The sequence below is a fragment of the Streptomyces sp. ID05-39B genome (genome assembly GCF_033794725.1).
Classification (GTDB): Bacteria; Actinomycetota; Actinomycetes; order Streptomycetales; family Streptomycetaceae; genus Streptomyces; species Streptomyces bobili.
In genome coordinates, this window is the sequence record NZ_JARGEF010000265.1 from 1 (window position 1) to 10,456 (window position 10,456).

The following is a 10,456-nucleotide window of genomic DNA, read 5'->3' on the forward strand; positions in this document are numbered from 1 at the left end:
AATGTGTATAAGGGACAGTCTCGGGGGTGAGGACGAGGAGGGTGAGGCGTTCGGTGATCGCGGTGGGGCGGTAGCCGCACAGCCAGAACAGGTCGGGGCCGGGAGTGACGAGCACTCCGGAGAGCCCGGCCGCGACCGCCTCGCGGGCGGCGCGGGCCATGCGCTCGGCGTAGTCGTCGGGCGTGGCGGCCCACACGGCCGCTTCGGCTGCCTCGTCGCTCATCTCGCTCCACCTCGTCCACGTCGGTCCCGTCCATTGGAGCGGGTGGGGGTGGCGGGTGCGGGACGGTGTACCGCCGTACGGGTGGAGGATGCCCGGGGCAGCCCCGGGCATCCTCCCGGCCTCCCCCCGGCGGACCGCCTGCCGCCTCTGCCTGCCGCCTCCTCCCTGCCGCCCCCCGGCGGCCTACCTCGCGGTGGAGACGGCCCGCTCGCTCACCTCGACCGTCAGGTGGGCCGAGAGGGCGCGCAGGAGGTCGGGGGCGTCGAAGAGGGCGCCGGCGGAGACGACGCCGGTGGCGGTGGTGCGGCCGGTGAGGATGCGCTCGACCGCCTCGACGACGAGCGGGGCGGTGACGGCGTAGATGTCCCGGCCGTGCGCCACGGCCCGCCGCTCGTCGGTGCCGGAGCGGACGACGACGTCGACGACGAAGGTCTGCGCGGACCGGCCGCGCTCGTCGACGGCGGTCGGCGCCGGGGTGTCAGGGGACGCCAGGTCCCTGGCCGCCTCCAGGGCCATCGCGGTGCGCACCTCGGGGATGTCCAGGTGGCTGGGGAGGGTGACGACGTCGGCCATGGTGAACTCGTCGATCACGGTCCGCCGGCCCAGCGGGGCGGGGAACTCCCATTCCAGCAGGGTCAGTTCGTCGCTGTGGTACTCCAGTCTGCCGCCCGTGCGGCGGACCCGGCGGCCTTCGCGGCGTTCGCTGGAGACCTTGCCCGCGACGCGTGTGCCGGGGGTGGGGTGCCAGCCGCTGAGGCCGTAGACGACGCGTGCCTCGTCGGCCCGCGTCCAGTCGCCCATGGCCGTGGTGGCGAGCAGGTCGCCGAGGCCGCCGAAGAACGCCATCGCGGGGAGGATCACCGCTCCCCGGGCGCGGGCGCGGTCACCGTACCGTTCGAACGTGTCGGCGTTGGCCTCGATCTCCGCAGCCACGTCGACGTAGGGGATGCCGGCGCGCAGGGCCGCCTCGATGACGGGCCCGGCGGTGGTGGCGAACGGTCCGGCGGTGTTGACGACCGCCGCCGCACCGGCCAGCGCGCGGTCCAGGGAGGCCGGGTCCTCGGCGGAGGCCGGGCGGACGTCGAGTCCGGCTGGCACCGAGGCCGCCAGTTCCCGCAGCTTGGCGGCGTCCCGTCCGGAGAGCACGGGGACGAACCCGCGGTCCAGCAGCTCCGCCACCACGAACCGTCCGGTGTGCCCGTACGCCCCGAACACCGTCACCGTCTGATCCGATCCCATGACTCTCCCCGTTCCTTCCTCGCATCGGCCCGCGCCGCGCTCCGTGTCCACATCGTCGCCCGCGGGGTGGCCGGCGCACGAGTGTCCGGAACGACATGCCCCGTACACTTCCGGACATGGACATCGGGGGAGCCTCACGGACCGGCGGCGGCACCGTCGCGCTGGCCGTGACCGAGGGGATGCTGCACTTCGAAGTGTCCATCGCCTACGAGGTGTTCGGCTTCGCACCCGTCGACGTGACCGTCCCCTGGTACGACGTCTCGGTGTGCGGGACGGACGCCGTGCGGTTCGGCCGGTTCCGGCTCGACCCCGACGAGGGCCTCGACCGGCTGCCGTACGCCGATCTCGTGATCGTCCCCGGCTGGGCGGACGTCGACGTGACCCCGCCCGCCGCCCTGATCGACGCGGTACGGGCCGCCCACGAGGCCGGTGCCCGGGTGGCGTCCCTGTGCACGGGCGCGTTCGTGCTGGCCGCGGCCGGTCTCCTGGACGGCAGGCGGGCCACGACCCACTGGGCCCACACCGACGTCCTCGCCGCCCGCCATCCGGCGGTCGAGGTGGACCCGGACGTCCTCTACGTGGACAACGGGACCGTCCTCACCTCCGCCGGCAAGGCCGCCGCGCTCGACCTGTGCCTGCACCTGGTCCGCCTCGACCACGGCTCCTCGGTCGCCAACTCGGTGGCCCGCAGGCTCGTCGTGCCGCCCCACCGGGCGGGCGGCCAGGCCCAGTTCGTCGCCGCGCCGGTCCCCGACCGGGACGACCACCCGCTGTCCGCCCTGCTCCCCTGGATCGCCGACCGGCTCGACCGGCCGCTCACCGTGGAGGACCTGGCCCGCCAGGCGCGGATGAGTTCCCGCCACCTCGGCCGCCACTTCCGCACGGCGACCGGGACCAGCCCCCTCCAGTGGCTCCTGACCCAACGCATCCGCCGCGCCCAGGAGTTGCTCGAAACCACGGACCGCAGCGTCGACGCCATCGCGGAGGCCACCGGCATGGGCACGGCGGCGACCCTGCGCCGCCACTTCAACCGCACGATCGGCGTCCCGCCGGACGCGTACCGGCGGACGTTCCGGCGCACGGCCGAGGTCAGAGAGCCGCCGGTACCGCCGGGAAGGTGACCTTCGTCAGCTCCTGCGACACCGTCCACAGGCGGCGCGCCACCTCCGGGTCGCTCGCCGCCGCCGTACGTCCCACCAGTGTCGGGCCGCCCCTCATCTCCGCGATGCCGTCGGGGCCGACGTAGCTCGCGCCGGGGAGGTCCACCGTCGCCGCGTACAGGGTGGGGAGGGCGCCCGCCCGGTCGTCCTGGGCGAAGAACCGGTTGGAGACGCGCATGGCGGCGCGGGCGGCCCGGCTCCCCGCGTGGCTCTGGAGGTTGGTGGCCGCGTATCCGGGGTGGGCGGCCAGGGCGCGGACGCGGGAGCCGGCCTGCGTGAGGCGGCGCTGGAGTTCGAGGGTGAAGAGCAGGTTGGCCAGCTTGGACTGGGCGTAGGCGCCGCGCGGGGTGTAGTCCGTGTCCAGGTTCAGGTCGTCGAAGCGGATCGTGGCGCCGCCCCAGCGATGCGCACCGGAGGCGACGGTGACGACGCGGTCGGTGACGTACGGCAGGAGCAGGTTCGTCAGCGCGAAGTGACCGAGGTGGTTGGTGCCGAACTGCATCTCGAAGCCGTCCCGCGTGCGTCGCTGCGGGAGCATCATCACGCCGGCGTTGTTGATCAGCAGATCCAGCGGGCGGCCCTGCCAGGCGTCCGCGAATTCACGCACGGAGGACAGGTCGGCCAGGTCGAGGCGGCGGACCTCCGTGCTGCCGGTGAGGGTCGCCGCCGCCGTACGCCCTCGGTCCAGGTCCCGTACGGCGAACACGACGTGTGCGCCGGCTCGGGTCAGGGCGTCCGCCGTGGTGAGGCCGATGCCGCTGTTGGCGCCGGTGACCACGGCCGTGCGGCCGGTGAGGTCGGGGAGGCGGGTCGCGTTCCATCGCTTGCTCTGGTCAGTTGCCATGCCCCCCAATGTAGACGTCGCCAACAATGATGGCAATGCCTACAATGATGTCACTGACCACAATGCTGTCACCGCCAACAAAAGTGGCAGCGTCAACATCGGGATACGATGACCCCCATGCCCGAAAGCCGCCCCTACCACCACGGCGACCTGCGCGCCGCCCTCCTGGAGAGCGCCGAGCGCACCCTGCGGGAGAAGGGCGTCGGCTCCCTGTCCCTGCGCGAACTGGCCCGTGAGACCGGCGTCAGCCATGCCGCCCCCGGCCGCCACTTCAAGGACAAGCAGGCCCTGCTCGACGCGCTGGCCCTGGCCGGGTACGACCGGATGGCCAAGGCCATGGACGCCGCCCACGACCCGGCGCTCCCGCTCCAGCCCCGCCTCACCGCCCTCGCCCGCGCCTACCTCACCTTCGCCACCGAGAACGCGGAACTCCTGGCGCTGATGTACGCCCGCAAGCACGAACCCGAGGCCGCCGAGCAGATGGCCGCCGCGGTGGACCGTACGGTGGGCGCCTTCGAACGGGTCATCGCGGACGCACAGCGCCACGGCGAGATCATCGAGGGCGACCCGGAACAGCTCACGCTCTTCACCGGCGCCGCCCTCCACGGCCTGGCCGCCCTGACGGTGGGCGGCATGCTCGACGAGACGGCGGTCCTCGCCATGACCGACGACCTGGTCCGCGTCCTGCTCCACGGACTCAGGCCGCGCTGACGCCAAGCACCCGGCCGTAACCGCCGTGGCTGCCGTAACTCCCCGACAACGCATGACACTTGTCATCCACACTGATGACGGACCACACGGGTGACGGGCCCTCCCGGCCCCAAGACTCACACCATGACCACACACGGCAGCACCCGGCGGAAGCTGATGACCACCGCGGGCACCCTGGCGGCAGCGCTCACCGTCCCGCGCCCGCACCCGGCCGCCGCGTCCGGCGCGCCGGCGACCGCGGGGCGCGCGCCGACATCCGACGCGGCGAGGACGGAGCCGCCTCAACGGCTCGTGCTGCCGCGGCCGACCGGGCGGTACCCCATAGGCACCCACACGCTGCGGCTCGTGGACCGTTCCCGGCGAGACCCGTGGGTGCCGTCGCGGCCGTACCGGGAGTTCGTGATCCAGCTCTGGTACCCGGCCCGGCGGGCGACGGGCGGCCGGCGTCGTGCGCCCTGGATGACCCCTGCCGCGGCCCGCCACTTCCAGAGCTCCGGCCTGCTGCCCACCGGCTACGTGGTCCTCCCCGCCACCCACGCCGCGCAGGGCGCGCCCGCCCGGCCGGTCGCCGGCCGCAGCCCCGTGATCCTCTACTCGCACGGCCACGGCCAACACCGCAGCTCCAGCCTGTCCCTCGTCGAGGATCTGGCCGCCCACGGCTATGTGGTGGTCACCATCGACCACACCTACGACGCCGGTCAGGTGGAGTTTCCCGGCGGCCGGGTCGAGACGTACGGCATGCCGGAACTGACCCCGTCCCTGCCGCCCGCCGAGGAGCTGCGCATCGTCACCAAGGCCGTCCAGGTGCGGGTCGCCGACGTCCGCCACACCCTCGCGGAGCTGGAACGACTGGTCCGGTACGGCTCACCGGGCCTCCCCGTAGGCCTGCGGGACCTCATGGACCTGACGCGCACCGCCATGTTCGGCCACTCGCTCGGCGGCGCCACCGCGGCGGAGGCCATGTGTACGGGGCTGCCGATCGCCGCCGGGGCCAACCTCGACGGCAGCCTCTTCGGCGAGGTCGTCACACGCGGCCTGGACAAGCCGCTCCTGCTCCTCGGAGCCGACCGCACCGACGACGCCACCTGGCAGGACACCTGGCCCCACCTGCGCGGATGGCGCCGCTTCCTGCGGCTGACCGGCTCCGAGCACTTCTCCTTCACCGACTACGAGACGCTCCTCCCCCAGGCCGCGGCCCGGCTCGGTGCGACTCCCGAGCAGATCGCCGCGTTCCTCGGCCCGCTGGAATGGCAACGCGCCCTCGCCGTGCAACGCGAAGCCCTGCTGGCCTTCTTCGGCCTCCACCTCCTCGGCCGTCCCGCCCCCCTCCTGTCCGGCCCCACAGCCCAGTACCCGGAACTGGTCTTCCGGCGGGCGGTGGGCTCGTAGGGCGAGAGGGTGGGCTCGTAGGGGGAGAGTTGGCAGATCCGGGCCACCCGGTGCATCCGAAACGCCTGATGAGATCCGTCGGCCTTGGCCCCGATCTGCCAATCGTCACCCTGAATGCCGGCCCGCACCCCGGCGCACCAGGCAGCACCACGTCTCAGCCGTTCAGGCCCAGTTCGCCCGCGCGGATCCCGGCCTGGAAGCGGGAGTCGGCGTCGAGGGTGGTGAGGAGTTCGGCGACGCGGCGGCGGTACGTCCGTAGGGACATGCCGAGTTCGCGCGCGGCCTTCTCGTCGGTGGCGCCCGAGCCCAGCGCGCGCAGTACCGTCCGGCCGGCGGCGTCGAGTCGGGGCTGCTCGCCGCGCAGGAAGGCATTGAGGTCGGTGGCCGTCTCCCAGGCGGCGTCGAAGAGGGCGTACACCCCGCCGACGAGGGTGGGTGCGGTGGTGAGGGTGTACTCACGGCCGCCGGGGCCGTCCAGGCCGGCGAGGATCGCCAACCGGCGGTCGATGACGATCGTCTCGTGCGGAAGCGGGGCGGAGGCGATCCGCACCAGGGCGCCCTGGTCGACGAGTTCGCGCAGGTGCGCGCGGCTGTGCTCGTCGGCGAGCGCGGCGGGGCTGAGCAGCTTGCGGACCTGATGGACCTGCTGGCCCTGCTGGGTGTGACCGGCGCGGGCGGCCATGGCCTGACGGGCGCCGGGGCGGGACCAGGTGTCGAGATCCCGTGCCGCGCAGACGAACTCCTCGCGGACCGAGGAGAGCAGATGCGCTGTGCGCGTGAGCAGTTCCAGGTCACCGCGGATGGTCACGACCTCCGTCACGGCATCCCTCACTCCGCCATTGTGCCCGACGGCAGCAAGCTGCCACCGGTTCGCGCCGCCAACACCCCCCGGTCCACGCTGAGTTCATGAGCAACGACTTCCTCCTCGGTGACGACCTCCCGGTCAGCCGCCTCGGCTTCGGCGCCATGCGCCTGCCCACGAACACCTTCCACGGCCCGGCCCGCGACCCCGAAACGGGCCGCGCCGTCCTGCGCCGGGCCGTCGAACTGGGCGTCGACCACATCGACACCGCCGCCTTCTACACCAGCGGCGACGGCACCGTACGGGCCAACGCCCTGATCCGCGAGGCCCTCCACCCCTACCCGGCCGGCCTGGTCATCGCCACGAAGGTCGGCCCGACCCGCACCCCCGACGGCGCCCTGACCGAGACGACCGACCCCGCGGGCCTACGGCGACTGGTCGAGGAGAACCTCGAAACGCTCGGCGTGGACCGCCTCGACCTCGTCCACCTCCGTATCGGAGGCCTCGCGCCGCCCCCGCACGGCGAATCCGTCGCCGCCCGCTTCGAAGCGCTGGCCGCGCTACGGGAGGAAGGACTGATCCGCCACCTCGGCCTCAGCAACGTCGACGCCGGTCACCTCGCGGAGGCCCGTGCGATCGCGCCCGTCGCGACCGTCCAGAACCACTTCCACGCGGCCCACCGCGACGACACGAACCTCCTGTCCGCCTGCGAGAAGGCCGGCATCGCCTACGTGCCGTACTTCCCCCTCGGCGGCGGGATCACCGACCTCAGCGGCGACCGCATCGCCAAGGTCGCGGCCCGGCACGGGGCGACGGTCCCCCAGATCGCCCTCGCCTGGCTGCTCGCGGCGTCCCCCACCACCCTGGCCATCCCCGGCACGGGCTCCCTGACCCACCTGGAGGAGAACATCGCGGCGGGTTCGATCACCCTCACCGAGGAGGACCTGGCCGACCTCGGCTGACCTCGGTGGGCAGCTCAGTCGAGGGCGAACAGGTCGGCGGCGCGGGCCGCGTGAACCGCCCGCTCCGACCATCGGATGAGCTGGTCAAGATCGCGGCAGGCCTCGACGCGGGCACGGACGTCATCTGGGACATCGATGTCTCGCACGCGGAGGATGCGGAGGATTGTCTCGGCAAAAACCTCGACACGTCCCGCCTCGCGAACTTCCTCGGCCAGCGGGTGCCGCCAGAAGTACTGGATCGGCATCATCATGTCCTTTCAGGTCTGCCGAGCCGGGGTCTCCGCCCGGAACGGAGTCGACACTGCGTCGGCGGTCGCGGAATCGGCAGATTGGGGCCACCTACCACCTCCATTAAGCCTGGTGACAACCGTCGGGCCTGGCCCCGATCTGCCAATCGTCACCCTGGAGACAGACCCGGCTCTCCGGCGGACCGGCTCAGTCGAGGGCGAACAGGTCGGCGGCGCGGGCCGCGTGAACCGCCCGCTCCGACCATCGGATGAGCTGGTCAAGATCGCGGCAGGCCTCGACGCGGGCACGGACGTCATCTGGGACATCGATGTCTCGCACGCGGAGGATGCGGAGGATTGTCTCGGCGAGCGCCTCAGCGCGGCCTTCCTCGCGGCCCTCTTCGCGGCCTTCCTCGCGTCCCTCTTCGCGAACTTCCTCGGCCAGCGGGTGCCGCCAGAAGTACTGGATCGCTGTCATCATGTCCCTCCACATCTTGCGAGCCTGGGTGTCCGCCAGGCACGAGTCGACGAACTGAACGAAGACCGCGGCGCTGTCACGGTCGATGGTCCGCAGGGCGGCTGCCAGCGATTCCAGTATGGCGGGAGCTTGCCGCCCCCGGCCATGAGTCATGGCCGACAGCACCGCAAGGGGTACGTCTCGCTCGGCCTCAGAAGCCTTCGCGATGACGGGCACGTTGTCCGGTCCAAGGACGAACGGACGCACCGTCAGCGAGGGGCACCCTCGCACCCCGAGGTGGATCGGTTCGGCCGCCCAACGGGCCGTGGCACTGTTCTGCGTGACCACGATGAGGACCGGCTCGCAGCGGTACTTCTCGTACAGATAGCTGAGGTAGTACGGCCAGCTTCCGCGCTTCCTCTCGTCCGGCTTCCCCTGCGACTCCACCACCAGCAGGTACGCCCCCTCGTCGGTCTCCGCCCGCAGCAGCGTGTCCACGCGCCGCTCGATGGGCTCGATCTCGGTGAGGTCGACGTTCATGCCGGCGAAGTCGTGCGGCTCGGGGAAGGGGATCTGTAAGACCTGTTGCAGGGCACGGGTCAGCAGCGCGGGATCCTTCTGGAAGATCCGGTGCATGGCCTCGTGTGACGAGCCGACCATCGGCTCTCCTTTCTGTGCGATGTGATCAACGAGTTATGCCGCCGGCAAGTCACACCACACGTATTTGCCGCGGTGTCCGGACCTGGACAGGGGGTGCCAGCCCCATACGTCGGCGCAGGCGCGGACCAGGGCGGTGCCGCGTCCGTTCTCGGCGCCGGTCAGCTCCGCCACGTCGCGGGGCGGGTCGGGGGGTTCCGGGTTCGCGTCCCAGGCGCCGATGCGCAGGATGCCGTCCGACCAGCTGACGCGGAGGGCGGCGGGGCCCTTGGTGTGCAGTACGGCGTTGGAGACCAGCTCCGAGGCGATCAGCTCTGCGGTGTCCACGAGGTGGATCAGGCCGTACATGGTCAGGATCAGGCGCAGGGTGCGGCGGGAGATGGGGACGGCTCTGAGGTCGTTGGGGAGGGAGAGGGAGTACTCCCAGGAAGGGGTGGGGGTGGTTTCAGGCATGCGTCAGCTCCGGGTGGCGGGGAGGTTGAGTGAGCGCGCGGTGGCATTGCCGCGACCGCCATGGCAGGACGGTGCGGTGCGCTTCCGCAGGGTGTTCAACGCATCACTGACGGTAGACCTTAGATTTAAGAAACGGCAAGCCGATCGCGTAATCTGACGCCCGAACGAGTAGCGCCTACCGGTGCGTTGAACCTGGGAGTGGCCGATGGTGACGAAACGCGAGCCCTCTGCACGGCAGATGCGTCTGGCTGTGGAGCTGCGCAGACTTCGCGAGGCAGCAGGCCTCACCGCCCGGCAGGCTGCGGCACTTCTCGGTGTGAACTCCGTTCAGATCAGCCAGATCGAGTCCGGCGTCTCAGGCGTGAGCGAGAAGCGCCTACGCAGTCTGGCCGCGCACTACGCGTGCATGGACGAGACGTTCATCGACGCGCTGGTGGCGATGGCCACGGACCGGACACGCGGATGGTGGGAGGACTACCGCGGTGGGCTACCCGCGTCGTTCCTCGACATCGCCGAGTTGGAGCATCACGCGACTCATCGGCGGGACGTCGAGTCCCTGAACATCCCCGGCCTTCTGCAAACAGAGGACTACGCCCACGCCGTCTTCGCGTATCGGGTCCCGGAACTCCCCACTGCCGACACAGAGATGCGTGTGGAGCACCGAATGCGACGCAAGGTCATCATCGAAGGCCCTGCCCCGATCCCCTACGAAGCGGTGATCCACGAGGCAGCACTACGCATCCGGGTAGGCACCCGTGACTCCGCCCGCGCCCAGCTCATGCGTGTCCTGGAACTCTCCGAAGCGGAGCATGTCACCGTGCGCGTCATTCCCTTCGATCTCGACGGCTTCGCGGGGGCATGGAGCACGATGATGTATGTGGGCGGCATCGTGCCGAAGCTGGACACCGTGGTGCGCGACGCTCCCCATGGTGCCGCGCTCGTCGACTCAGAGGCCCAACTCGGTTCATTTCGAATGCTCTTCCGTAAAGTGGAGGAGGCATCACTTGAGCCGGAACGCTCGCGTGACTTCATCCACCGACTCGCGAAGGAACTGTGAGAGGCACCATGACCGCACCCGAGAACTGGCAGAAGTCGTCCTTCTCCGGCGGCGGGGACGGCAATAACTGCCTCGAACTAGCCTCCACCCCCACCACCCTCCACCTCCGCGAGAGCGACACCCGGAGGTCATTCTCACCACCACCGCACCCAGGCTGGAAGGCCTTGTCCCGGAGCCTGCCCAGGAAAAGCCGAATTTGGAAGCCAAACAGGGCAGGTTCCCATAGTTGTCTTTTATAACAATTTAACGTTGCCAACGAGGTAAAAATAGAAAAC

Annotated in this window: 13 protein-coding genes; 6 read left to right on the forward strand and 7 right to left on the reverse strand. The window is 70.9% G+C overall.

Features of this window, described 5'->3' with window-relative positions; translation table 11 throughout:
* Together P1P75_RS35090 and P1P75_RS35095 are read right to left on the reverse strand one after the other, a co-directional pair.
* Nucleotides 1-223: aminopeptidase P family N-terminal domain-containing protein (locus P1P75_RS35090; RefSeq protein WP_319263139.1), on the reverse strand; the 223-nt coding region annotated here is incomplete at its 3' end.
* Between the two features lie 183 nt (nt 224-406).
* Nucleotides 407-1,462: a saccharopine dehydrogenase NADP-binding domain-containing protein gene (locus tag P1P75_RS35095; RefSeq protein ID WP_319263141.1), complete on the reverse strand. Its 1,056-nt coding sequence runs from the start codon at nt 1,460-1,462 to the stop codon at nt 407-409.
* A 116-nt stretch (nt 1,463-1,578) separates the two neighbouring features.
* Here P1P75_RS35095 and P1P75_RS35100 point away from each other — a divergent pair, with 116 nt between their 5' ends.
* Entirely contained in the window at nt 1,579-2,583 is a 1,005-nt protein-coding gene (locus tag P1P75_RS35100; protein WP_319263143.1) for a helix-turn-helix domain-containing protein, read from the forward strand.
* Here P1P75_RS35100 and P1P75_RS35105 read toward each other — a convergent pair.
* A complete protein-coding gene (locus tag P1P75_RS35105) occupies nt 2,552-3,466 on the reverse strand; it encodes an oxidoreductase (RefSeq protein WP_319263145.1) in 915 nt (304 codons plus the stop codon). The genes P1P75_RS35100 and P1P75_RS35105 overlap by 32 nt on opposite strands.
* A 108-nt stretch (nt 3,467-3,574) precedes the next feature.
* Here P1P75_RS35105 and P1P75_RS35110 point away from each other — a divergent pair, with 108 nt between their 5' ends.
* Entirely contained in the window at nt 3,575-4,177 is a 603-nt protein-coding gene (locus tag P1P75_RS35110; protein ID WP_319263147.1) for a TetR/AcrR family transcriptional regulator, read from the forward strand.
* Nucleotides 4,178-4,300: 123 nt separating this feature from the next.
* Nucleotides 4,301-5,566, forward strand: a complete 1,266-nt coding sequence (locus P1P75_RS35115) for a lipase (RefSeq protein WP_319263149.1) — start codon at nt 4,301-4,303, stop codon at nt 5,564-5,566.
* Between the two features lie 154 nt (nt 5,567-5,720).
* Here the strand turns inward: P1P75_RS35115 and P1P75_RS35120 are convergent, their stop codons facing one another.
* Nucleotides 5,721-6,398 carry a DNA-binding response regulator gene (locus P1P75_RS35120; RefSeq protein ID WP_319263151.1) on the reverse strand — a complete coding sequence of 226 codons (678 nt, stop codon included), beginning with the start codon at nt 6,396-6,398 and terminating at the stop codon, nt 5,721-5,723.
* Nucleotides 6,399-6,472: 74 nt separating this feature from the next.
* Between P1P75_RS35120 and P1P75_RS35125 the strand changes: the two genes are divergently transcribed.
* A complete protein-coding gene (locus P1P75_RS35125; protein WP_319263153.1) occupies nt 6,473-7,330 on the forward strand; it encodes an oxidoreductase in 858 nt (285 codons plus the stop codon).
* 14 nt (nt 7,331-7,344) lie between these two features.
* Here the strand turns inward: P1P75_RS35125 and P1P75_RS35130 are convergent, their stop codons facing one another.
* The 3 genes from P1P75_RS35130 to P1P75_RS35140 form a co-directional block, all read right to left on the reverse strand.
* Nucleotides 7,345-7,581, reverse strand: coding sequence for a hypothetical protein (locus P1P75_RS35130; protein WP_319263155.1), 237 nt, complete (start codon nt 7,579-7,581; stop codon nt 7,345-7,347).
* A gap of 184 nt (nt 7,582-7,765) precedes the next feature.
* Nucleotides 7,766-8,674 carry a hypothetical protein gene (locus tag P1P75_RS35135; RefSeq protein WP_319263157.1) on the reverse strand — a complete coding sequence of 303 codons (909 nt, stop codon included), beginning with the start codon at nt 8,672-8,674 and terminating at the stop codon, nt 7,766-7,768.
* Nucleotides 8,675-8,707: 33 nt separating this feature from the next.
* Nucleotides 8,708-9,124, reverse strand: a complete 417-nt coding sequence (locus P1P75_RS35140; protein WP_319263159.1) for an ATP-binding protein — start codon at nt 9,122-9,124, stop codon at nt 8,708-8,710.
* Nucleotides 9,125-9,329: 205 nt separating this feature from the next.
* Here P1P75_RS35140 and P1P75_RS35145 point away from each other — a divergent pair, with 205 nt between their 5' ends.
* Together P1P75_RS35145 and P1P75_RS35150 are read left to right on the forward strand one after the other, a co-directional pair.
* Nucleotides 9,330-10,181: a helix-turn-helix transcriptional regulator gene (locus tag P1P75_RS35145; protein ID WP_319263161.1), complete on the forward strand. Its 852-nt coding sequence runs from the start codon at nt 9,330-9,332 to the stop codon at nt 10,179-10,181.
* A gap of 8 nt (nt 10,182-10,189) precedes the next feature.
* A complete protein-coding gene (locus P1P75_RS35150; RefSeq protein WP_319263163.1) occupies nt 10,190-10,420 on the forward strand; it encodes a DUF397 domain-containing protein in 231 nt (76 codons plus the stop codon).
* Nucleotides 10,421-10,456: the final 36 nt, after the last annotated feature.

Bases quoted from the DNA above. Each gene is read 5' to 3' on its own strand.
- P1P75_RS35095 (WP_319263141.1), bottom strand. From the start codon at position 1,462: ATGGGATCGGATCAGACGGTGACGGTGTTCGGGGCGTACGGGCACACC.
- P1P75_RS35100 (WP_319263143.1), top strand. From the start codon at position 1,579: ATGGACATCGGGGGAGCCTCACGGACCGGCGGCGGCACCGTCGCGCTG.
- P1P75_RS35105 (WP_319263145.1), bottom strand. From the start codon at position 3,466: ATGGCAACTGACCAGAGCAAGCGATGGAACGCGACCCGCCTCCCCGAC.
- P1P75_RS35110 (WP_319263147.1), top strand. From the start codon at position 3,575: ATGACCCCCATGCCCGAAAGCCGCCCCTACCACCACGGCGACCTGCGC.
- P1P75_RS35115 (WP_319263149.1), top strand. From the start codon at position 4,301: ATGACCACACACGGCAGCACCCGGCGGAAGCTGATGACCACCGCGGGC.
- P1P75_RS35125 (WP_319263153.1), top strand. From the start codon at position 6,473: ATGAGCAACGACTTCCTCCTCGGTGACGACCTCCCGGTCAGCCGCCTC.
- P1P75_RS35130 (WP_319263155.1), bottom strand. From the start codon at position 7,581: ATGATGATGCCGATCCAGTACTTCTGGCGGCACCCGCTGGCCGAGGAA.
- P1P75_RS35135 (WP_319263157.1), bottom strand. From the start codon at position 8,674: ATGGTCGGCTCGTCACACGAGGCCATGCACCGGATCTTCCAGAAGGAT.
- P1P75_RS35140 (WP_319263159.1), bottom strand. From the start codon at position 9,124: ATGCCTGAAACCACCCCCACCCCTTCCTGGGAGTACTCCCTCTCCCTC.
- P1P75_RS35145 (WP_319263161.1), top strand. From the start codon at position 9,330: ATGGTGACGAAACGCGAGCCCTCTGCACGGCAGATGCGTCTGGCTGTG.
- P1P75_RS35150 (WP_319263163.1), top strand. From the start codon at position 10,190: ATGACCGCACCCGAGAACTGGCAGAAGTCGTCCTTCTCCGGCGGCGGG.